The sequence below is a fragment of the Armatimonadota bacterium genome (assembly GCA_017993055.1).
Lineage (GTDB): Bacteria > Armatimonadota > UBA5829 > DTJY01 > DTJY01 > JAGONM01.
Window position 1 is genome coordinate 25,764 of the sequence record JAGONM010000017.1, and the last position, 22,223, is coordinate 47,986.

The following is a 22,223-nucleotide window of genomic DNA, read 5'->3' on the forward strand; positions in this document are numbered from 1 at the left end:
AACAGAAGATACCCATCGGGAAATGGTAAGTCAGCACCACACGGAGGAAACACATGTATCACACGCCACTGATTCTTCTGCTAATCATAGTTCTGCTTGCCGGCACTGCCCTCAGCGCCGTCGCCGACACCCCGACGAAGGACGTCGCGAAGGGCTTCATCGCCAAGACGATGACCATCGCCGACAAGGAGATCAAGTACGTCGTCTACGTCCCAACGACCTATGACCCCAAGAAGCCGATGCCCACAATCATCTTCCTGAATGGCGCGGGCGAATGCGGGCAGGACGGTTGGCGTCAGGTCTTCCACTTCGGCGGAGCGATCATGCTGAACCCGGAGAAGTGGCCGTTCATCGTCATCTTTCCGCAGAAACAGAACAAGGAGTCGTTCTGGGAGGACGAAGGGCCGGTCGTGATGACCGCGCTCAAGCAGACCGTGAGGGAGTACAATGTGGATCTCACGCGGCTCTATCTGACGGGACTCTCTCAGGGCGGACACGGCACTTGGGCGATCGCATCGAAGCATCCCGATATGTTCGCGGCGATCGCGCCGGTCTGCGGCTGGGGCGACGAGAAGATCGCTGCCAAGCTCGCGAAACTGCCGATATGGACGTTCCACGGCGACGCGGACCAGGCGGTTGACGTCGAGCGCTCGAAGGATATGAAGAAGTGGGTCGAGGCCGCCGGCGGCGAGGTGAAGCTGACCGTCTACCCCGGAGTCGGGCACAACTCGTGGGACAACGCCTACCGGAACGAGGAACTCGGAGCGTGGTTCCTACAGTTCAGCAAGAAGGAGTGAGCAGCAACCAGTTGGGGCGGGAGTAGCACACCTGCGCTCCGGTGGTATAATGGTGGGAGGTGGACAAGATGACGTTCAAAGCGATAATCCACGATGCCGAAGAAGGCGGCTTCTGGGCCGAAGTCCCCGCTCTTCCAGGCTGTGTCACCCAGGGCGAGACTCTTCAGGAACTTCACGATAACTTGCGAGAGGCCATCCGAGGCTGCCTCGCAGTCCTGAACGACCGGAAGGGTTCGCCCGAGCGCGTTCGCGAGGTCGTGGAGATCTCGGTGTGAAGGCCTACTCGGGCAGAGAGATCATCAGGCTCCTCAGATCTCACGGTTGGCAAATCGCCCGCGTCGAAGGTAGCCACCACATCCTCACCAAGCCCGGGCGTGACGAAACGATCTCCGTGCCGGTTCACGGGAATCATAGCCTGAAGAGCGGCATCGTGCACTTCATCCTGGGAACCGCCGGTATCAGACCCGAGTAACCGGTTGCCGGTCATCAGTTGGGGCGGGAGTTGTACTCCCGCTCCTTCGCGGGTCTGAAGGAAGCCTCTGCCCATCCGCCGAAGGAGACAGCATGAGAATATGCATGCTCGTCATCTTCGCAGCCCTTCTCGCCGTCCCCGGCTTCGCGTACACGCCGCCGGACTACCCGCAGAGGCCGATGCTCGTGGAGTCGGTTTCGGTGAGGATGCCCTCCCGGGCTGCGCTCGGCTCCAACATCAGGGCGCAGTTCGACATCCGGTCGAAGGAGCCGTTGCCGGCGGACGCGAGGGTATTCCTCTACCTGAGCCTGGATGATAGAACATATGTGTCCCATGTGACCCATCCGTCGCGTTCCGTCTCCGTCGCCGTACCGAAGGACATCCCCTCAGGCGAGTACTCCGTCGAGGCCGGCGTCTTCGGCGAGAAGGCCGCTTGGAGCGGTACGATCCGCATCACCGGCGCGCCGTCGCCGGTTCTGCGCAAGATCATCACTCGCGGCACGTTCACCGACAAGTACGGCGTTCCTCACCGCTGGCACATCAACGACGCGCACGCCCTGGTCTGGGACGGCGTACCCTGGATTCCGGCAGGCGGCATGTTCATCTACGACCGCGACTGGAACCTCGTGCAGGCGCAGCTCGAACTGCTCGAGAAGTATGGGGTCAAGGACATCTACCTCCACCTCGGAGTGAATCAGCCCTACCTCTGGAAGGACTACTCGGACGACGACTACGCCTACTTCCAGAAGACCATTGACTACCTCGACGAGCACGGTTTCCGCTACGGTGTCGAGTTCCAGGCGCTGGAGTCAAAGGGATACGGCTACCCCTATGTCGCGGGCGGCCCGAGGGTCGAGGTCACGGAGAGCGGGAAGGTCCGCGCCGAGGATAAGGACGTCAGAGGCGGATACTTCATGGTGGAGAATCAAGCGACCGGGGAGATGGTCCAGCACGGGTCGGTCACCGTGAGCGACAACAAGACCATGGAGGCCGACGTGAAGGTTCCGGGTACGGGCAAGTACAAGGTGATCTTCCTCCCCGACAAGATCGACGACGGTTTCGTCATGTACTACTGGGGCGGCGTCTACGAGAAGTACCGCGACAAGGTGCTCGCTCACTACAGCAAGGTGAAGCTCGGACCCGGATTCCGGTTCGTGGTAGATCCGCTCTGGAACGAGATGAACACGCGGCACGGCCTCATTCCGAGTACCGACGACTACCGGCAGGCCTTCGGGAAGTGGCTCCGCCAGCGGTACGGCACGATCGAGAAGCTGAACGCCGCGTGGAAGCCTAGGGACGGCGCGTTCCCCGACTTCGCATCGGCCGCGAGCGCGGTCTCGATGGAGCGGACCGACGACCGGAAGACGAAGAAGCTGATCCAGTGGGTCTATGCCCCGAAGGTTGACAAGCTATATGCCCTCGATGCGACCACCAGCCAGTTCAACTACGACATCCGCGAGTATCACGGCCGGGCGATCCTTGAGTTCTGCAACCGGATCGCGGACGACTTCGGCCGGATCGCCGACGTGCCGGTGATCTACAAGTGCTTCTCGGACGTGGACTGGTGGCACATCAACGACACGGGCTCTGCCGGCGGCCACGACGGACTGGGGATGGAATCATACGGCACGGGCGAGCCGATGCTCCTCTTCATGGGCGTCCATGCATACGGCGAACTCAAGCAGGCGACGAAGACCACCTGGCTCGTCGTTACCGAGACCGGCGAGGGCAACCATCAGGACGCGTCTCCATCGCGCAACAAAGGCATCGGCTACACCAGCCGCATGGGTACGATGTACGCCAACTACAATGCCCTGCTCTCCGGCGGCGCGAAGGGTGTCTTCCAGTACTACATGATAGGTGGGCGGGGTGTAGACCAGCCGTGGACCGACGCCGTCTCGCGCGATCCCCGGCAGCTCGAATGGCTTGCGACCTACGGCCGGATTCTGGCAAATGCGGACAAGCTCGTAGACTACAAGCCGCCGATCTACCTCAGACTGCCGGCGCACTTCAACCAGCACAGCATGGAGATCTACTCCGAGCCGAACTCCGATTTCTCGAACTACGGCGGCTGGTGGTGGCGCGAGCCGATCGGCCGCTCGCAGAACAACATCTGGATCGTGCCCGAGGTCAGCATGAAGGCCGACGTTGCGATGCATATCGTCAACCTCGAGAAGCAGCCCGCGAGCGAGCGGTTCGCCGACGAGCTGACTCAGGCGATCGAGGACGGCAAGCGAGTGACGATGATCGGCTTCAGATATGACCTCGGGACTATACCCATAGTCGATCGGTACTACACCGACCGGTTCTCGACCGACAAGGACGGCCGCAAGTTCCAGGTGCTCCTCCCATCGCCCTCCGGGAGAGGGCCTGGGGGTGAGGGGGTCAAAGTCCTCGGCCAAAACGAGAAGGGCGAGGTCTGGAACCTAATCGTCGGCAACCTCCAGATCAACAGCAAGGAAGTCTTCCCCAGGCACGGCTACCAGCCGCAGGACCTGGCGGTCGGCAGGGAGAAGGCGCTCGATCCATACTACGGGATGTTCGATCTGCTCGGGGTGAAGCTCTTCGACGGCGGGTTTGCCTACAGGGATGGCGGTGACTACGTGACGGTTGTGGAAACCGCAGAAGCTGTCCCCCTTGATAAGGGGGACCGGCCTCGGGGCCGAGGGGGTTCCGGAACCTCCTCCCAGCCTTCCTTATCAAGGAGGGGAGTTGCAGATGCCTTTGCGATCCCCGTGAAACCGGGCGAGAAAGTGGATGCGCGGTACCCGGACGGAACTCCGGCGGGTGAGGTGAGGGATGGGAAACTGCACGTCTATCTCGAGCCGGTGTACATGAAACTCGTCCGCGCGAACCTCCCGTGGGCGCCGGAGGGAATCATGGTGGACTCCCTGGCGGCCCGGGATGCGGTTATCATCAAGAGTGCAGACCGAATACAGCCGAGTAAGCTTACGAGTAGGAGTACGAGTACGGGGCCTTACTCTGACTCCTCCATCACAGTCGAGGGCGAGAACCCCGTCGCCCACAACTGGAACTACAGCCGGATGGGCGCGATGCCGAACCTCTCCGGCGCGGCATGCCTCGCACTCGAGACCGCAGTCCCTCCTCCGGCGGACACCGGCTGGTACGCGAAGTACAGGTTCCGCGCCGACAAGCCGGGCGAGTATGCGATGTGGATCAGGGAGAACCTGCTCGGCTACTCGTCACCCTCTTCCTGGAGGATAGACGTCGGCGAGTGGCATGACTCGCCGAACACGCTCGTGCCTAGGGACGTCGAGGTCGTCACCCTGTACAACGCGCTCGAGGACACCCGCCAGATCTTCGCATGGTATCACTACGCCAACGTGAAGCTCCCAGCGGGCGATCACACGCTCACGATCAAGGTCAACGAGCCGCGCGGGAAGAACATGCTCGTCACCATGGCCGACGACCGCCCCTACGCCAAGATGATCGACTGCATCCTCTTCGGCCCGTCCCATCCGTCTCATCCGTCCTATCCGTCCCACAATCTCCTGGCAGACAACAGCCTCGAGTTCGATGAGGACAAGGACGACAAGCCCGACTACTGGACGAAGTCCGAGGACTCGGACAAGCTCGCGTGGACGAAGCCGGGCTGGGGCAACTACAAGATCGAGGGCCTGGTGGACATCAACTGCGGGATGCGCGACTCGTACACCGGCCAGCGCGCCCTCCGCATTGATCCCGGCCCGTCCGAGCGGTCGTGGAACAGTGTCAGGCTGCCTGTAAGGCCTGGGGTGGAGTACGAGCTGGCGGGGTTCGTGCGCTCGACGAGCACCGATGCCCTGGGCATGTTGAGCGTCACATGGTACGACTCCGCGGGAAGAAAGATCGGGCGCACAGACACCACTACCGTGGGAAACTCCGACTGGAAGCGGGTGGAGGTCACGGATGCCAGGAAAGCGTCGCACGCCGTCATATCCTGCGTGGTAACTCCCGGCACCAACGGCAGCGTATGGTTCGACGAGATCGTCTTCGCCGGGAGAGCGAAGCCGTAAGGGAGTCCCTAACGCCCACCTCTACGCCAGAGCGCTTGATTCCCGGACTGAAATCGGGTACAATACGACTGCAACTACTTCAAGAAGAGGAGGGGCCGTATGGTCGCTGTAGCAACTACATCCGAGATATGGGGATCGGCGTCGCTCCTCGGAGAGCCCGCGAAGTAGGTTTCGCCACTACTCGTTCGCCGCAGTTACTCATCGGTTTCTCCGAGGCACAAGCGCTGCTCCCCCGCTGTTTCCGCACTCGTATTGTGTCTGAATGGAGGAACTCGAATTGACACTGGAAGATCTCGGATTCGATGATGAGTTCGCCGATCGCTTCGGCGCATACGCATCCGAGGGTTACCGCCCAGGCCGGATCAGCCTGGAACACAAGAACCTGTATACAGTCCTTACCGGGAATGATGAGATGATGGCCTTCCCGACCGGGAGGATGTACTACGACGCACTCGGCAGGGAGGACCTGCCCGTCGTCGGCGACTGGGTGGCCGCGCGCATCTTCGACGAACAGCCGCCCAAGGCCGTGATCCACGCGATCCTGCCCAGGAGGAGCAAGTTCTCCCGCAAGCAGGCCGGGAAACGGATCGCCGAACAGCCGCTCGCGGCGAACATCGACACTGTGTTTGTGGTCATCGGCCTCGACGGCGACTACAGCGTGCGAAGGGTCGAGCGCTACCTTACGCTCGCCTGGGAGAGCGGCGCCGAGCCCGTCGTGCTGCTCACGAAGTCCGACCTGTGCCCGGAGGTCGAGGAGCGCCTGGCTGAGGTGGAGGCATCCGCGCCGGGAGTGCCGGTGCACGCGCTGAGCGTGATCGAGCAACAGGGGCTGGAGCAGTTGCCGAGATACCTCGTGAGGGGGAAGACGGTGGCCCTGCTCGGCTCATCGGGCGTGGGGAAATCGACGATTCTCAACCATCTGCTCGGCAAAGAGGTCCAGCGCACCCAGGAGGTTCGCGAGGACGACAGCCGGGGCCGCCACACGACGACCCACCGGCAGATGTTCGTGCTCCCGTCCGGCGGGCTGGTGATAGATACGCCGGGGATGCGCGAACTCCAGCTGTGGAACGCGGAGGGCGGGCTGGCCGACGCGTTCAGCGACATCTCGGCGCTGGCGGAGGGATGCCGGTTCGCCGACTGCCGACACGAGAACGAGCCGGGATGCCGGGTGCAGGAAGCGCTCTCCACGGGGGTGTTGAGTGAGGGACGCTTCGAGAGCTACCGGAAGCTTCGGAAGGAACTGAGCTACCTGGAGCGCAAGCAGGATGTCGAGGCCGCGCAGATCGAGAAGGAGAAGTGGAAGAAGATCCACAAGCAGATCAGGCAGATGGAGAAGAAGTAGCGATGCGTGGTTGATGGGTAGGGAGGCCCAGGTCCCTACCCATCGCCGGTTCACTTCATGATACGACTACTTACCGCCACCTCGGGTGGACCCATCGGCGGGTAGGAATCCGGATCGCACTCGACAAGGAGTGAGTCTGCGAACGGAAATCCCGAAACATCATGGAAGGGTTCGAGGCAGAGCCGGGTTGAAGGGATTGCGATCGCCGATACCGAACGTTCCGGCAACGAGGATCGCCCATGCTGTTCGATTTCGATCGCTATTCCGCCGACGTTTCAGACGAGAAGATATCCATATCCCTCGACGGACGGCGCTATGCGGCGCTGAAGGTCGGCTCCTCGCTCGACAGCATCGAGGCGTCGGACCTCGACACGTCGCTCTCGCCTCCACAAATGGTTCGGGAAGCCGACGCGGCGACTATCACCTGGCGGGCGGAGAGCGCGCTCTGGCCGGAGAAGATATACACCCTGCGCCTCGATCCGCACTCGATTCGATATCAGGTCCGCGTCAAGGGAAACAACACTCTTCGAAGCCTGCGGTACTTCAACGGCGCGGCGGACGACCGGGAGAAGTGGTCGTTCGCCGATTACTCCCGCTTCTTCACGCCGGAGTGCTCGCTGCTCGACCAGCGGTACTACAAATCCATGCAGTACGGATGCATTGACGCTTCCAGCGGCCGGATGTCCGACGAGCCGACCGACTGGCATGCCGACTTGCACTGGATCTTCACGCCGCCGCCGTTCTGTTACAGCCTCGGGTTCAACAACGGGCCGTGGCTCGGGGCGGGAGTCGCTCCACAGAGCGGCCAATATGGTTTCTCCCGGTTCGAGCATATCACCGCCCCGAACTGGTTCTGCTTTCGGTTGATGTACGACGGAATGACGGAGGTTGCCGGCGAGTGGGCGTCGCCCGAGTTTGTCTTTCATCCCGCGAACGACGAGTACGAGGCGATCCGCCTGTACTGCGACTCACTGCGCGACCGAGGGATTGTGAATCCGAACCGGCATCCGCGGGCCGAGTGGTGGTCACGGCCGATATTCTGCGGATGGGGCGAGCAGGGCGTACAGCGGATGAAACGCGGCCTTGAAACCTCGCAGGAACTCGCGACCCGGGAGATGTACGACGAGTTCCTCGCTTTGATACGCGAGAAGGGGCTTCGGCCCGGAACCGTCGTCATTGACGACAAGTGGCAGAAACAATACGGCACGTGCGAGGTTGACTCCGCCAAGTGGCCGGACCTGCGCGGCTGGATAGACGCCCGGCACGAGGAGGGGATTCGCGTGCTGCTCTGGTTCGGCGCGTGGAACCCCGAGGGACTCTCGCCGGAGGAGACGGTCAAGGACCGCGAGGGCAAGACCGTCTGCGCCGACCCGTCGAGCCCGGCGTATCAGGCGCGCATCCGGGCGATGGTTCGACGAATGATCTCCGACGAGCCGGGGTGCTGGAACGCGGACGGCATCAAGTACGACTGGACGAACATGGTCGTCGGCGAGGGGTTCAGTACGCACAGCGGCGTCTGGGGCATCGAGATGCAGAAGTCCCTGGCGAAACAGGTCTACGACGCGCTCAAGGCCGCCAAGCCGGACGCGCTGATGGTCACGCACCTTGCGAACCCCTACTTCGCCGATTGCACCGACATGCTCCGGCTGAACGACATCTACGCGGGCTGTCGCGAGGTCTCGGACATGATGGCCCACCGCGCCCGGATCGCCCGCATCGCCTGCCCGCACGCGCTCATTGACTGCGACAACTCTAGCGCGCCGAGCCACACGGAGTGGCTTCAGTACACGAAGGCGCAACCGACCCTCGGCGTCCCGAGCCTCTACTTCCTGACGGCCGTAGACGGCACGATGGAGCCGATCACCGACGAGGACTGGGACGCCCTCGCCCCGATCTGGCGCGATGGGTAGCCGAAACGCTCCTGCCCTGAGGCGCTAGGAGCCTGCGGCCAGCTTGTTCATCCAGACGAGAATCCAGATCGCATAGATTCCCGCAATGCCCACCAGAGTGTAGACTATACGGGACAATGCGCTCTTCTCGCCGAAGATGGCGGCCACGAGGTCGAACTTGAACAGCCCGACCAGCAGCCAGTTGAGCGCTCCTACGATGACAAGGATCATCGCGATCATTTGTGGTGCAGCCATGTTTCCCTCCTTGGATTGGATTGCTCCGGCGGGAATATACCCATAGTTGATGGGTATCAAACCGGTCGCCCGTATGCCCGCTGAGACAGAGGTTTGTCGAACAGACGGTTTCGTGGTATGCTTGGCAAACGCGGCGGGCGCCGCCGCTTCGAACGCGGGAAGAAGGAGATTGCACGATGAACAGAAACCTCAGAACTATCCTTGTCGGGCTTGTTGCCCTGTGTCTTTTTGCATCATATCCGCTCCAAGCGGCCCTCGCCCGCCCGATGCACGAGTTCCCGCGCGTCGGCAAGTACGAAGTCCTCTGCGGCGATTTCCACATGCACACGCAGTACTCCGACGGCAGGTTCAAGCCCCGTGAGCGAGTCGTCGAGGCATGGCAGCACGGGTACGATGCCGTCGCCATCACCGACCACGGAAGCTGCAAGTCCTACGCCGAGGCTCTTCCCCTCGCTCAGTCGCTGGGTATCGTCCTCATCAGGGGCATGGAGAGCGGCATGGCGATAGGCGAGCACTACGTGCTGATAGGTTTCTCCGACAAGTACGAACCGCAGAACTCCCACAAGTGGGCCGACAAGCCCGGCGCGGAGACCGCCTTCTACCAGGACCAGATGCGCGAGGTGAAGGCGAACGCCGGACTCATCATCTGGGCGCACCCGCACACCGGCTTCCGCGACCCGACCAAGTGGGGCATCGCTCAGGGTGTCATCCAGGGCGTCGAGGTCAAGAACGGCGTCGTCGGCCAGGGCTGGAACACGACCCTGACCCACGGCTCCTGGTGCTATCCGAACGGCTTCGACTGGGGGCTGGAGAACAACCTTGCCGTCTTCGCCAACTCCGACGAACACGGTGCGAGAGGCGCCGAACAGGGGCCGATCACCCTGCTGCTCGTCGAGAAGCGCACGGCGAAGGGCGTGATGGACGCTGTCCGCGCGCGAAGGACCGTCGCCTGGTTCGACGGCATGCTGTGGGGCCGGAAGGAGCTTCTGACGGACCTCGTGGGCGGCATGGTGAAGGCTCGGCGCACCGAAGACGGAAGCGGCGCGACACAGTTGCGCCTCGAGAACCTCGGCCCGGTTCCGCTGAAGGCGAGGCTTCAGGCGAAGTGCGCGCCGACCGACCCGATCTCCATCGGCCCGTATGAGAGCGTCCTCATCGAGTGTCCCGACCTTCCGCAGAACCTCAATGTTCAGTGGGACAACATCTGGATCAACCCCAGGGAGAATCTCTTAACGCGGTTGGGAGAGTAACCGGTAACCAGTGGACTTGACTGGTCACTGGACACTGATCACTGGAGGCGCCATGGAATACACGCAGGGCACGCTGGGCAGAGTCTTCCTCGCGAGGTTGAGTGACGGCGATTCGATATACGACGCGGTGACCGAGATCGCTTCGAAGGAGAACGTGCGGGTCGGCGCGGTGATGGCGATGGGAGGCATGAGGAGCGGCAAGGTCGTCATCGGCCCCGAGAGTCCTCACGGCACGGTGGTCCCGATCGTGAAGGAGTTCGACGACGCCCGGGAGCTCGTCGGCTTCGGGACGCTCGTCTGGATTGATGACAAGCCCTCGCTCCACTTCCACGGCGGGATCGGCAACCACGAGGAGGTCATGATCGGCTGCCCCCGGATCGCGATGTCGGTCTACCTGGTGCTCGAAGTGGTCATCATCGAGCTGCTAGGCATCGAGGCGACCCGCGTGATGGACCCGGAGTACGGGGTGCACGTGCTTTCGCTTGTTAGCCCCGTCGGACGCGTCTGACTCGTCGGATCGGTCGGCCGCGCTACAGTTCCAGGTTCAGCCACTTGACCTCTTCCGGCGTGAGTTCGATGTCGAGCGCCTCGGTCGAGACGCGCATCTCGTGCAGGTTCCCCGGCCCCACCAGCGCCCACGTCGGGAACGGCTGATGAAGCACCCACGCGAGCGCGATCTGCACCGGCTGCGCGCCCTTCTTCACCGCCAGTTCTCTCGCCCGATCGAGCCGCAGGAAGTTGTCCTCCGCGTACCAGCAGTTCACCAACTCTCCCTCGGTCACCCGGTTGCGGTCGCCCCGCACGAAGAACCCCTTCGCCAGGCTCGACCAGGCCAGCAGCGGGGTCTGAGTCTTCTCGAACCAGGACTTGGAGTCCTCGTCGGCCGATGCGATGCATCCGCCCCATGGCGCCTCGACCATCCGCGCGAGGCTGAAGTTGTTGTTCAGCCCGACGAACGGCATGAGGCCCTTCGACTTCGCGTATGCGTTGGCCGCCTCGAAGCGCTCGATGCTCCAGTTCGAGCCGCCGAACACTCGGATGCGCCCGGCGTTCTTGTGCTCGTTCAGGACATCCACGAACTCGCCGACCGGCACCTCCGGGTTGTCGCGGTGCATCATGTAGATGTCCACGTAGTCGGTCTGCAGGCGTTCCAGGGTCTCCATGAGCTGTGAGGTGAGGCTCTCGGGGTAGCAGTGAGGGGTGTGCGCCCCCTTCGCCAGGATGCTCACCTGCCCGCGAACTCCGCGATTCCTGATCCACTGGCCGAGGGTCCGGTCCACCTGCCCGCCGCCGTAGATGTACGCAGTGTCGAAGCAGTTGCCGCCGCATCGGAAGAACTCGTCGTACAGGACCGATGCGTAGGGCGCAAGATACGGCGTCGGCGCGACGGGGATGCCCATGATCTCCCGTGAGACCGGCTTGTCGAGGCCGGGGAGCCGCCCGTACTTCATGCGGTTACCCGGCCGTGCCTCCAGCGGCCGTCCGTCGGCGGTCGGGAAGTCGGCGTCCGGCTTCTCGATGTCGTATATCTGCCCGATCCCCGCGCGCCACAGGTCGCAGGTCCTCATGTTTCCCAGCGTCTCCTCCGGCGTCATGCACGGATGCGCCGCCTTCCCATCGGCAATCCCGGCGGCGAACGCGTCGGCCTCGTAGGAGTAGAGGAACTTCGCCGCCTCCGTCGTCACCTCCTCGGGTTCCTTGCCCGCCCGGTTGACGATGAACTTCGCGGTCCCCGGGTCTCTCGTCGGGTTCCACGGGGACGGGACGAAGATGTTCCCGTCCGTGCCGTAGATGCGCACCACGTTGTCCTGGCTCAGCCGGACGCCCGTGTAGACCCTCGCCAGGATGTCGTTCTCGAAGCGCATCGTGGCGACGGCGTATTCGTCCGCGCCGGTCTCTCCGATGTGGCCCATCGCCTTGATCTCGGTCGGCTCGTCGTAGGGCTTGCCGTTTGCGGCGCCGGCGATCAGCCGCGCCATGGACGTGCAGTAGCATCCCACGTCGAGGATGCCTCCGCCGCCGAGCGCGTTCTTGAAGAGCCTGCCCTCCGGGTTGTATCCCGCGTTGAAGCTGAAAGTCGCCTGGATGATGCGCACCTCGCCGATCGCGCCTCCTGCGACGGTCTCGTAGAGCTTCGCGGTGTGCGGGTGGCTCAGGTACATGAAGGCTTCCATGAGGAATACGTCGTGCAGGCGCGCGGCGTCCACCACGGCGGCGGCCTGGGCGTAGTCGAGCGTGAGCGGTTTCTCGCAGAGGATGTGCTTGCCGGCCTCCGCCGCCTTGATCGCCCACTCGGAGTGCATCGGATGGGGTGTGGCGATGTAGACGGCCTGGACGTCGCGGTCTGCGAGCAGGGCCTCGTAGCTCGCGTAACGGCGCTCGATTCCGTGCTCGCCGCCGAACTCGTCGGCCTTCTCCTGGTTGCGGCTGGCGACCGCGAGGAGTTCTCCGGTCTCCGATCCCTTCACGCCGTTTGCGAATACCCCCGCTATCCGGCCGGTGCTGATGATTCCCCATGCGACTCTGCTCATTGATGTCCTTTCCTTCGATAGGGCGAAGCATTGGCTGCCGGTTGCCAACAAGTGACGCCTTCGGAAGCCAATGCTTCGCCCCTACGCGTTCACTTCGACTTCATGTGCCGCTCGTACACCTCGGCGTTGACTTCCCTCGCGGCGGAGATCAGCTCCGGGTACGGCGTGTCGGTCACGTCCACCAGCCCGATGTTGTAGTTCTCCCCGTCGTAGACGCGCCCCGTCAGCGGCTCGTCCACGTACTGGAACCAGTGGCATCCCACGAACGCCGGGCAGTCCGCGACACTCTCGACGTAGCGCTTGAAATGCGCCGCGCGGTCGGCCTGGCTCTCCGTGGCGACGAGCCCCGTGTGCAGCATTCCCCTGTCCAGCGCCCCGAAGTGAAACTCGCCGATGATGAGCGGCTTCTTCAGGCCGCCCGACCACTGAAGGCAGTCCACCTCGCGCCGATAGATGTTGAAACTGACGACATCCGACACGTCGTCGCAAGCTCTGACCGCCGCGGGATGGCTCCAGGCGAACCGGCATCCGAGGTAAAGCTGGTTCGGCGCGTGCTTCTTCACGGCCGCGCTGATGGTCTCGAAGTACCGACGCGCGAAGGCGTACACCCACTCTTCGAGGTACCTCCTGCACGCCTCATTCGGCCTGTCGGGTACTCGGAGCGCCTCCCAGGACGACGCGTCCGTTCCCCACGCCTCGTTCAGGGCTTCGAGCGATCCGTGCTTCGCCGCGAGCCTCTTGACCATCTCGACGCGGCACGGCTGATCAGGAGGGCTGGCGAGCGGCCCGCGCTCGACGGCGTCCCAGGCGATCTCGTTGTCCACGAAGTACCCGATGCAGAGCGGGTTTGCGGCGAAACCCCTGATCCCCGCGATGGACGCGTCCGCCGCGACGGCGTACCTGGGGTCGAATACGTCCGGCATCTTGCCCCAGTAGCCTCCTCCGCCCTCGATGCGCCGGAAGTCGCCGGACACGGATGCGTTCGCGGTGAAAGGCATCGGGCTGTGCTCGAGCACGTCCGCCGCCGACCAGTTTGCGACCGTGTTGAATCCCCACGCCCTCAGCCGCGCGTAGGAGTTCTCCCGCCACTTATCGTTCCAACCGTCGCCGTACTTGCGTATCAGGTTCGCCTTGTAGAAGTTGAACGTCCGGCCTCCTCCGCCGATCGCCTCTGCCATGCTGTGCGCGCCGGAATAGCGTCCGTAGGCGGCCTTGAACTCGCCCTCCGGGTCGGGCAGCCACTCGAACCAGGCCTCGCGCTTCTCGATGAAGGTCTGCTCCCAGTTGTTCACGCAGTCCGCGCCGATCGAGAGAAAGACGTGCCCCTCCGGCGTGACGAGCCACCAGCGCCCGCCGACCTTCTCCGCGCGGAACCATCCCGTCGCTTCCAGCTTCGGGCCGCCCATCCACCCGCCGAACCTGTCCCGGCCCGGGAGTTCAGGCGCAGCCCTGAGCGCTTTCTCCTCCTGGATTCGCCTTTCGGCAGGTTCCTTCTCGTCCACCAGCTTGCCGGGGTAGTCAGCGTGCTTGTACTGGCCGAACCTGTCAACGAACGGCAGGGCGGCCTTCTTGGCCGCCGGGCCGAACGTCCTGAAGTTGCTGAGCAAGAGGGTGTGCTCCTTCGCCGGGCGAGGGAGAAACACCTGGAAGGCGGTGATCTTCGCCGGGTCTATCGGCCGGTCCTGCGAGCCGGACCCGCCGGGGATTCCGCGCATCCCCCAGAACGTCGCCTTGTCGCCGGTGCTGAGCCTCAGGCGGAGGGTCGTCCACTCTCCGGGAGCGGCGGTCGCGGTGCCGGTGTTGCAGTTGTTCGCCCCGTCCGCGCCCGCGTTGTCCACGCGCATCGAGACGGCCACCGGCTCCTCCTCAGGGTTGAAGACGTCCACCGCGAGCCCCGGACTGGCGCTCCAGTCCCAGAGGCCTTCCGGGGGAGTGAAGTACACGTTCGGCCAGTCCACCTTATTGAAGCGAACCCGGAGGGCGGTTCTGCCGTCCTTAGTGGTAGGCGCCGCCTCGGTATTGACCTGCGCCATGTTCCCCGGCAGCGCGCTCGGGCTGAGCGTCACCGCCGGGGTCTCGTCGGCCGTCGCGCCGGCCGCCAGGATGCCCGCTATGACCAATGCGGAAACCATGCCCGTTTCCTCCGGGGAGAGGATAGCACTTCTCTCGCCGAAGGGTCAATGGAGGGAGAACCCGGCAGTCGGCGAATGAGAACATACGTCCGATGAGTCCCATCCGTTACATTCCCGGAGAGGAATCGCCATGAAACCGATCACGATGCTGCTTCTGATACTGACCGCGCTCGCTCCCGCCCTGGCGGAGAGCCCCCCCGCGGGGATCATCGGCGGGGTGGGGCTGACGCATCTGACCGTCTACGAGCAGCGCCCCGCGCCGGACGGCCTGAACTCAGGCTGCCCGCACGTCCATGCGATTACCGACGAGGCGTACTACGTCCTGAGCGGGAGCGGCAGGGCCGAGCTGCACGATATGCAGAACGGCTTCCGCACCGTCGAGCTGAAGCGAGGGGAGTACCTGCAGTTCCCGCCCGGAGTCGTGCACCGCATCGTCAGCACCCGGCGGCTCGTCATCCTCGCGCTGATGGGCAACGCGGGCCTCGCCGAGCGGGGCGACGCGCGGATCTACTTCGGCAAGGCGGTTGACGACAACCCGGACGAGTTTGCGCGGCTCGTCGGCCTTGCGAAGGCGAAGGGCCTCGACGGGGCGCTCGAGCGCCGTGACGCGGCGGTGAAGGCGTACATCGGCCTGATGAAGCTCTGGGAGACCGATAGGGAAGCGTACTTCCTGGAGTTGAAGCGGTTCGTCGGCGCGCATCTCTCGGCGATGGAGAAGATCAAGCCGAAGTTCGCCGACGCGGTCGCGCAGGGCCCGCTCCACTGGGGTCAGGTCTCCCAGCAGCGGATCGAGGCGCTTCCGGGCTCCAGGCCGACCTACGACGCAGCCTTCCACGACGGGACGTCCGACTTCGCCTACGGGATGTGCGGGGTTCTCCGCCCGTTCCTCTCGCTCAAGCCGATTCCCGACGGCAGCGGGAAGGCCTCACCACCGCCGTCACCCTGAACTCGATTCAGGGTCCACGCCGGTCTGGATGCTGAGTCAAGCTCAGCATGACGGTCTGCGACCGGCGGGACGGCATATCCACGCGTCACCCTGAACTCGATTCAGGGTCCACCCCGGCCTGGATGCTGAAACGATATCAGCATGACGGTCTGCCCACTGGTCACTACCCCTCCAGCAGCGGGAACTCCGTGATCCGGAGCTTCGCGCACCCGTAGGGGATCAGCGTCAGATCCTCGGCCGGCTCGGACGACTTCGCCGGGCTCTGAGGGAGCGGGCCGGCCTGGTTGTCGGCGAGCGTCCACTCCGGGATCTTGCGGCCCTTGACTCTCAGCTCGACCGGCGCGAACTCCGGGCCGTAGACCGTCCGGCCGACCGACTTCTTCACCACCTCGACCTCCGGCTTCTCGGGATCGAGCAGCAGCCCGTAGTTCCACGCCGTCGTCGGATGCACCGCGTAATCCGGGCACGGGTCCTCGCCCCTGATCTTCTCCCACCGCTCGCCGATCTTGAGCGAATACACAATCGGCCCGCGCCTTAGCGTGACCGAGTCGTTGAAACGCCGCTCGACGCGCACCTTCATCGGAAGACGCAGCTCGATGACGTCGCCGTTCTGCCACTCGCGCTCGATGGCGAGGAAAGTTCCCGGCTCGGCATGGTCCGCCTCGCCGTTGATGTGGACGCTCACTTCCTCGGCCCACGCGGGGATACGGAAGCGAAGCGGGAAGGCGGCCGGCTTCGACAGACGCAGCGTTGCCTTGATCGTCTCATCCCACGGATAGTCGGTCTCCACGTCAATGCTGATCTCCTGGCCGCCGCGAACCTTCGCTCCAACCTGGCACGGGCCGTATGCCACCGCCGCGAGCCCCTCGTCCGGCGTCGCCATCCAGAGGTTGGCGGCGAACTTCGGCCAGCCCTGGTGGAAGTTCGCCGTGCAGCACCCGTAGTTCGGCTCGAGGCCGAAGAGGTTCGCGTCGTCGCCGTTGTTGGTCCAGTGCCGTTTCGCGATCGTGCAGAGCACCTGGTTCGCCTGCTGATCGTACTGATGCTGCCACATATCGGCCGTAAACGTGCCTGGGAGCGCGTTGTATGCTATCATCTCCAGCTGGTCGCCGAACGCGGGATCGCCGAACATCTGCATCAGGTTCTCGAGCGAGAACATGTACTCCACGACCGCGCACAGCTCCGTGCCCTGAGTCGGATTCCTGCCCGCGTAGTGCTCGTCGCCGGTGAAGATGCCGGCCGCCGTCCCATGGAACTTGTCGAGCATCTCGATGGTCTTGCCGACCGCATCCTTGTGCTCCTGCCAGCCGGTCAGGACGTACTGCACGCCGGGAGTCTTCGCCGCCATGCCGTTGTTCACGACGTGCGTCCGCATGGGGAAGTTCAGCGCCTGCTTCTGAGTGTGGCCGAAGTCGGTGAAGTGCCAGCTCCAGTCGTAGCCCTGACGCATGATGTCGTTAGCCAACTCGATCAGCTCGGGGTCGCCGTTCCGATTGTAGAGCCAGATGATGCTCAGGATCGTGTCGGCCCACCGGACCTTCGCCCATGAGTGCATCCGGTTGTTCGGAAGCTCGCGCTTCATGTACTTGAAGAACCGCTCCATCAGCGGGATCACGCGCGGGTCGCCGGTGGCCTCGTGGTACTGCGTGAGCGCCTTCAGGATGACCCCGAACGGCCACCAGTCGCTGAGCGACTTCGGCCCGAAGTGGCCGCTCTCGTCCTGGCTGCCGAGAGTCCACTCCGTGAACCTGCGCGCGATGCCGATCAGCTTCTCGTCATCGAGCAGGTACGCGAGCGGGATCAGCCCGTCGAGGTAGTACGGCCCGCGTTCCCAGCTCTCGCCGGTACCGCCGAGCCACCCGCTGTTCGGCCCTAGCGAGTCCCAAAACTCCGGCAGGTGGCCGGTCTGGCCGTTCGCCTGGACCGTGAGCTGCTGCTTGAGCCATCCTCGGGGCTTCACGCTCCCGAGCGGCAGGAAGTCGAATGCGGCATCCTGAAGCGGCGCGCGGTTCGATGCATAAAGTCGGTTCATCACTCCATCACCTCACCAGTCCAATACTCCGTTCCCATGCCGGAAACCTGTTCTTAACCTCTGCGCAATATGGATGAAACCCGACTCCGTTAGCATACAGGAGCGCGAACATACTCCAAGGAGGCGACACTCATGACGGCAAGAACGATCTTCGCGGCTCTGATCATTCTCGCTCTGGCGGTCACGGCCCACGCCACGCCGTCCACGCTCATCTGGATTCCTTCGACCGATATCCAGACCGGCTCGGTGCATCTCGGCATTGATGCCTTTCTCGCGGAAGGCGGCGCGGACGACCCCGCCACCGACTTCGGCCTGACCTTCGGCGACGGGAAGATCGAGTACGGCTTGGACTACTTCGAAGGGATTGACGACCCGCTCTACCTGAACGCCAAGGCTCTCCTCAAGGACGAGTCACCGACATCGCCCCGACTGGTCGCGGGCGTCTACGGTCTCGGCACGGACGGCGATACCTCGTCCAGCATCGTCTACCTGCTCGCGAGCAAGACGCTCAGCTCTGGCCGGTTGACCGCGGGCTACGGAGTCGGACGGAAGCGGGCGCTCGGCGGCGACAACGCGATGGTCCTGCTCGGCTACGACAAGATGATCAGCGACAAGTGGTGGGCGGCCGTTGACTACCAGGGCGGCGAGAGCGCGTTCGGGGCGCTCAGCGCCGGAGTCGCATATACCTTCAGCCCGACGACCAGCCTCATCGTCGGGTACGACTGGTTCAACGACTCCTCACTCGCCGACTGCGTCACGATCCAACTCGATATGAACCTCTGATGGCAGAGGCGAGAGTGAAATAAAACCGGCAAAAGCGCATATCTTGACCTGCGTCAAGGATTCGTCGGCCTCTCGAGGCTATAATACAGATGAATCCTGACAAAGCGAGGTAGACCGGATGACGAGAGTGATGCGGAAGGTTATCAAGATTGACGAGGATCTGTGCAACGGATGCGGCGATTGCGTGCCGTCCTGCGCGGAGGGCGCGATCCAGATCATTGACGGCAAGGCGAAGCTCGTGGCGGACAAGTTCTGCGACGGGCTCGGCGCATGCCTCGGCGAGTGCCCGATGGATGCAATCTCCTTCGAGGAGCGCGAGGCCGAGGAGTTCGACGTGGAGGCGGTCGAGGATCACCTGACCTCGATGGGCCGGTCTCTCGAGGAGCACAGAGCCCGCCAGGCCAAGCATGCCGCTCCGGCAGCCGGATGCCCGAGTTCGGGCGGAGGCGGTGGATGCCCGTCCGCCCGCATGTTCGACTTCAGCGACGTTGAAGAGGATGAGGACGAGGCCGACGCGCCGAAGCTCCGAAGCGCGCTCCGGCAGTGGCCGGTCAAGCTGAATCTGGTCAGCCCGAGCGCCCCATACTTTGCGGACGCCGATCTGGTGCTTGCCGCCGACTGCACCGCGTTCGCCTATGCCTCGATGCACCCCGACTTCATGAAGGGGAAGGCCCTGGCAATCGGCTGCCCGAAGTTCGACGACGTGAACGCCTACAAGGAGAAGCTGAAGGGGATCATCCTGCAGGGCGGGATCAGGAGCATCACGGTCATCCACATGGAGGTCCCGTGCTGCCTCGGACTCCTGTTCGCGGCACAGCAGGCGGTGGCGGAGTCAGGCGCGGATATCCTGCTCAAGTCCGTGGTCATCGGCATCCGCGGCGAGGTCAGGGAGCCGTCGGTGTTCGCGTAGACGGAACACGGGCAGTCCCCTCTCCCCAGTTGCGGGGGAGAGGGGGTTGATCCGGTTCGCACCGCACCTCAACTCGGCTGCCCGGTCGCCCTGATCTCGATCCGGTGCTCGCCCGCGGGGATCCTAAGCGTGATCGTGTGGGTATTCGGGTCGAACGAGAACCGCGCGCGGGAGAGCGCTCTCCCGTCGAGCTCCACCGTCCCGCGGAACCACTTCGGGTCCTCCATGTCGTCCGTTATTGGCGACCTGAGCATCTTGCCGACGGGATAGTCAATCAGAAGCCTCGCCGCCGCCTCGGGCACCGCCGCCGAGATCGCCGCCGGCCTGTCGGACTGGACGATCAGCTTCCTCGCGTCCTTCCGCACCTCCATGCAGGCCGTCACCTTCGCGTCGGCGCGCAGCGAGTCCCTGCCGCAAGTCAGGTAGGTGCCCTCCAGCATCAGCGCAGTCGTCAGGGCGCCGGCTTTCTCCCTCAGAGCGACGATGTGCCCGTCCGACTTGACCGGCAGCCCGGCAATCACGCCGCCCAGTCGGTTGAGTATGACCGTATCGGTCGAACCGCCGCACCGCACCCGCGCGCCGATTGCCCCGGGCGCCTCGATGCGCTCGATAAGCGGCTCGGTCGTGTCATCGGCGCGGTACGGGCGCAGAACCGTCACGAACTCCTGCGTTCTGGACGGGTCGGTAGTCGAGGCCGTCAGGTGCCACTGGTTCACTGATCCCGGCCTAGTGTCCGGCACGGAGAACTGGTCGGTCTGGCTGATATCGAGACCCGCAGGCCACACCCATTCCGCGAGCAGGCGCGCGTCACCCCTGCTGATCGTCGCGGTCTGACCGTCCAAAGCCATCTTCTCCCACGAGTGCAGGAGCCACTGGAACGTCGAGGCCGCCGGGGCCCCGAGTTCGTCCACGAGCACGAAACACCCCGGCCGCAGGAAGATCACGTGGCGCAGGTACTTCGTGAGCTTCCCGTCATACGCCTTCGATGCGTCGCCGCAAGCGTACTCGATCCCACCAGTCAGGACCGCCGAGACGATCCGTCCCTGGGCCGACCGCGACTGGATCGGCTGGCCCTCGCCGTTCACCAGGATCGTGTTGTGCGCCTTCGTCTGCTTCGTCCACCGCATGTGGTGCGGCGCGCCGTAGTACGGCCGGTAGCCGGACGGGATCGCCAACGCCTCGCCGAACGCCTGCAGATAGAACGAGTTCTGATCGGCAAGCGCATGGCTCGACGAGCCGGCGGGGCTGCTCCTCATCTGAAACTGAACGTCCTCCTTTCCGTCGGCCAGATCGGTGTGCATCGCTACGAGCCCGGCGTCGTAGAACACCTTCGACTGCGGGATGTCGGTCGGGGCTCTCGGCTTGACGGTGTCGTCGTGCCAGAGGAAGTTCGGGATGTTGTTCGAGAGGGCCATCGGCATGGCGTCGACGTACCACCGGTAGTACGGGTTGCGGTAGAACGTGGCGAACCGGTACATGTTCGTCTTGTGGAGAGACCCCGGCTTCAGCCAGATGCCGTCGCCGAAGGGCATCATCTGGTTGAACGGCGAGACGCAGTAGAGTAGATAGTCGCCGGTGCGGCGGAAAAAAGGCTTGCCGTAGAGATCTACTCCCGTAGCGCCCTGGAGGGCATCTATGAACTGCAGGGCGAAGCTCATGTAGCTCGACCAGTACCACGGCCCCTCGGAGTAGCTGCCGTCCGCGCCGCCCCACGGCGGATAGAGGCACGAGTAGCAGGTCAGCACGTACTCCAGCCACTCGTCGCACTCCGGTATCTCGCCCATGAACGCGATGCTCGTCTCCCCGAGAAACATCATCGCCCGCTGCGAATGGCTGCCGTAGGGCTTCGACTCGTAGGGCATCCTGCGCAGGACGCCGTACATCTCGGCCGCGCGGGTACGCATCATGGCGACGACCCGGGCCCGCTCGGCCGGCGTCAGGGTGTCGTAGATCCAGTCGTACGCCCGCGCGGTGTTCAGTGCGATCGGCATCCCGGTCTCGTCGTTGTACTTGTAGCTCGTCGTGCCGGCCGGGTCCCAGGTCGTGAGATGGAGCATGATGCGCTTTGCCTCGTCCGCGTACTCCCGCTTGCCGGTCATGAGGTAGCCGAACGCCAGGTACTCCATCGCCGTGGTCTGCACGCGGATGTCGGCGTAGAACTTGCGCCACATCTCGATGTCGCGCACGTCGTCGGGATATCGTTCAGGCTCCTGCATGAGCGGGAGTCCGCGCCTCGCCTCGATCTGCTCCAGGAGGCCTTCCCAGAGACCCTTGCGCGAGGCCAGGAGCGACTCCCGGACCGCCTCTAGTTCACCCTGTCGGACGAACAGCCTCGGTCTGCCGCTCAGCACATTCGCCCTCACCTCGGGAAACGGCGGAAACCTCAGCGGGAGCGAGTCCTTCGTCACCTGGAACGAGCGGACGACGCTCCACTCGGACGTCTCACAGTCCGCGAACACGGCCCGGTAGCGCCAGTGCCACTTGCCGGCCAACAGCGCATCAGTAGGCTGGTGGATGTTCATCCTGAGACCGTCGCGCACGACGGCGTCTGAGAAGTCGGCGCGGCGGGCATACTGCAGGGTGTAGGAGATCGCCCCGGCCTCGGGCAGCCAGACGAAACCGGGCGGGTTGGTGGCGGCGATCGAACCGTCGGCGGGTGACGGTCGGACCATGTCGTCCGGGATCGGTGCCTTCCCGTCCAGGTATGACACCGGCGCATCCTGGGCGAAGCCGATTCCGGCGGCCAGGAGCATGAGAACGGCAAATATCCGGCAGCGCATCACGCAGTGAACACCTTTCCGAGTCCATCTCGAAGGGATCGTCGTCGGGGATATGTTCGGTGCGACAAGCCTCAGAGTCCTGCCCGCA

16 protein-coding genes are annotated in these 22,223 nt (G+C 63.9%); 11 read left to right on the forward strand and 5 right to left on the reverse strand.

The annotated features are described in order from the left end of the window. Window positions 1–53 precede the first annotated feature (53 nt). The 6 genes from KBC96_08180 (at window position 54) to KBC96_08205 (ending at window position 8,537) form a co-directional block, all read left to right on the forward strand. Window positions 54–797, forward strand: a complete 744-nt coding sequence (locus KBC96_08180) for a prolyl oligopeptidase family serine peptidase (protein ID MBP6964367.1) — start codon at window positions 54–56, stop codon at window positions 795–797. A 68-nt stretch (window positions 798–865) separates the two neighbouring features. Next, window positions 866–1,072 (forward strand): type II toxin-antitoxin system HicB family antitoxin, encoded by a 207-nt coding sequence (locus KBC96_08185; GenBank protein ID MBP6964368.1) that lies wholly within the window; start codon window positions 866–868, stop codon window positions 1,070–1,072. Continuing rightward, entirely contained in the window at window positions 1,069–1,269 is a 201-nt protein-coding gene (locus tag KBC96_08190; GenBank protein MBP6964369.1) for a type II toxin-antitoxin system HicA family toxin, read from the forward strand. Before KBC96_08185 ends, KBC96_08190 begins: the two co-directional genes overlap by 4 nt. Before the next feature lie 92 nt (window positions 1,270–1,361). After that, window positions 1,362–5,285 (forward strand): hypothetical protein, encoded by a 3,924-nt coding sequence (locus KBC96_08195; GenBank protein ID MBP6964370.1) that lies wholly within the window; start codon window positions 1,362–1,364, stop codon window positions 5,283–5,285. A 262-nt stretch (window positions 5,286–5,547) separates the two neighbouring features. Then, window positions 5,548–6,627 carry a ribosome small subunit-dependent GTPase A gene (gene rsgA / locus KBC96_08200; GenBank protein ID MBP6964371.1) on the forward strand — a complete coding sequence of 360 codons (1,080 nt, stop codon included), beginning with the start codon at window positions 5,548–5,550 and terminating at the stop codon, window positions 6,625–6,627. A 239-nt stretch (window positions 6,628–6,866) separates the two neighbouring features. Continuing rightward, window positions 6,867–8,537 carry a hypothetical protein gene (locus KBC96_08205; protein ID MBP6964372.1) on the forward strand — a complete coding sequence of 557 codons (1,671 nt, stop codon included), beginning with the start codon at window positions 6,867–6,869 and terminating at the stop codon, window positions 8,535–8,537. A gap of 24 nt (window positions 8,538–8,561) precedes the next feature. Here the strand turns inward: KBC96_08205 and KBC96_08210 are convergent, their stop codons facing one another. After that, entirely contained in the window at window positions 8,562–8,771 is a 210-nt protein-coding gene (locus KBC96_08210) for a DUF378 domain-containing protein (GenBank protein MBP6964373.1), read from the reverse strand. Window positions 8,772–8,947: 176 nt separating this feature from the next. Here KBC96_08210 and KBC96_08215 point away from each other — a divergent pair, with 176 nt between their 5' ends. Continuing rightward, on the forward strand, window positions 8,948–10,021 hold the full coding sequence (locus tag KBC96_08215; protein MBP6964374.1) for a PHP domain-containing protein: 1,074 nt from the start codon (window positions 8,948–8,950) through the stop codon (window positions 10,019–10,021). 52 nt (window positions 10,022–10,073) lie between these two features. Beyond that, the gene (locus KBC96_08220; GenBank protein ID MBP6964375.1) at window positions 10,074–10,529 is read left to right on the forward strand and encodes a DUF296 domain-containing protein; all 456 of its coding nucleotides are present in this window, start codon (window positions 10,074–10,076) and stop codon (window positions 10,527–10,529) included. Between the two features lie 22 nt (window positions 10,530–10,551). Here the strand turns inward: KBC96_08220 and KBC96_08225 are convergent, their stop codons facing one another. Next, window positions 10,552–12,552: an aldo/keto reductase gene (locus KBC96_08225; GenBank protein MBP6964376.1), complete on the reverse strand. Its 2,001-nt coding sequence runs from the start codon at window positions 12,550–12,552 to the stop codon at window positions 10,552–10,554. An 89-nt stretch (window positions 12,553–12,641) separates the two neighbouring features. Next, a complete protein-coding gene (locus tag KBC96_08230; protein MBP6964377.1) occupies window positions 12,642–14,684 on the reverse strand; it encodes a hypothetical protein in 2,043 nt (680 codons plus the stop codon). A gap of 130 nt (window positions 14,685–14,814) precedes the next feature. On the opposite strand from KBC96_08230, the gene KBC96_08235 reads away from it, so the two are divergent. Then, window positions 14,815–15,630 carry a cupin domain-containing protein gene (locus KBC96_08235; GenBank protein MBP6964378.1) on the forward strand — a complete coding sequence of 272 codons (816 nt, stop codon included), beginning with the start codon at window positions 14,815–14,817 and terminating at the stop codon, window positions 15,628–15,630. 163 nt (window positions 15,631–15,793) lie between these two features. Here KBC96_08235 and KBC96_08240 read toward each other — a convergent pair whose 3' ends face one another. Further along, window positions 15,794–17,662 (reverse strand): glycoside hydrolase family 127 protein, encoded by a 1,869-nt coding sequence (locus KBC96_08240; protein ID MBP6964379.1) that lies wholly within the window; start codon window positions 17,660–17,662, stop codon window positions 15,794–15,796. A 132-nt stretch (window positions 17,663–17,794) separates the two neighbouring features. On the opposite strand from KBC96_08240, the gene KBC96_08245 reads away from it, so the two are divergent. Further along, on the forward strand, window positions 17,795–18,445 hold the full coding sequence (locus KBC96_08245; GenBank protein ID MBP6964380.1) for a hypothetical protein: 651 nt from the start codon (window positions 17,795–17,797) through the stop codon (window positions 18,443–18,445). 127 nt (window positions 18,446–18,572) lie between these two features. Next, window positions 18,573–19,355, forward strand: a complete 783-nt coding sequence (locus KBC96_08250; protein ID MBP6964381.1) for a 4Fe-4S binding protein — start codon at window positions 18,573–18,575, stop codon at window positions 19,353–19,355. Window positions 19,356–19,423: 68 nt separating this feature from the next. On the opposite strand, the gene KBC96_08255 is transcribed toward KBC96_08250, so the two are convergent. Further along, window positions 19,424–22,135 (reverse strand): DUF4962 domain-containing protein, encoded by a 2,712-nt coding sequence (locus KBC96_08255; protein MBP6964382.1) that lies wholly within the window; start codon window positions 22,133–22,135, stop codon window positions 19,424–19,426. Window positions 22,136–22,223: the final 88 nt, after the last annotated feature.

What these genes read in the sequence shown, in the direction of transcription:
- rsgA (MBP6964371.1), top strand. Translation starts at nt 5,548, where the DNA reads ATGGAGGAACTCGAATTGACACTGGAAGATCTCGGATTCGATGATGAG.
- KBC96_08225 (MBP6964376.1), bottom strand. Translation starts at nt 12,552, where the DNA reads ATGAGCAGAGTCGCATGGGGAATCATCAGCACCGGCCGGATAGCGGGG.
- KBC96_08210 (MBP6964373.1), bottom strand. Translation starts at nt 8,771, where the DNA reads ATGGCTGCACCACAAATGATCGCGATGATCCTTGTCATCGTAGGAGCG.
- KBC96_08235 (MBP6964378.1), top strand. Translation starts at nt 14,815, where the DNA reads ATGAAACCGATCACGATGCTGCTTCTGATACTGACCGCGCTCGCTCCC.
- KBC96_08215 (MBP6964374.1), top strand. Translation starts at nt 8,948, where the DNA reads ATGAACAGAAACCTCAGAACTATCCTTGTCGGGCTTGTTGCCCTGTGT.
- KBC96_08230 (MBP6964377.1), bottom strand. Translation starts at nt 14,684, where the DNA reads ATGGTTTCCGCATTGGTCATAGCGGGCATCCTGGCGGCCGGCGCGACG.
- KBC96_08185 (MBP6964368.1), top strand. Translation starts at nt 866, where the DNA reads ATGACGTTCAAAGCGATAATCCACGATGCCGAAGAAGGCGGCTTCTGG.
- KBC96_08195 (MBP6964370.1), top strand. Translation starts at nt 1,362, where the DNA reads ATGAGAATATGCATGCTCGTCATCTTCGCAGCCCTTCTCGCCGTCCCC.
- KBC96_08180 (MBP6964367.1), top strand. Translation starts at nt 54, where the DNA reads ATGTATCACACGCCACTGATTCTTCTGCTAATCATAGTTCTGCTTGCC.
- KBC96_08240 (MBP6964379.1), bottom strand. Translation starts at nt 17,662, where the DNA reads ATGAACCGACTTTATGCATCGAACCGCGCGCCGCTTCAGGATGCCGCA.
- KBC96_08245 (MBP6964380.1), top strand. Translation starts at nt 17,795, where the DNA reads ATGACGGCAAGAACGATCTTCGCGGCTCTGATCATTCTCGCTCTGGCG.
- KBC96_08255 (MBP6964382.1), bottom strand. Translation starts at nt 22,135, where the DNA reads ATGCGCTGCCGGATATTTGCCGTTCTCATGCTCCTGGCCGCCGGAATC.
- KBC96_08220 (MBP6964375.1), top strand. Translation starts at nt 10,074, where the DNA reads ATGGAATACACGCAGGGCACGCTGGGCAGAGTCTTCCTCGCGAGGTTG.
- KBC96_08205 (MBP6964372.1), top strand. Translation starts at nt 6,867, where the DNA reads ATGCTGTTCGATTTCGATCGCTATTCCGCCGACGTTTCAGACGAGAAG.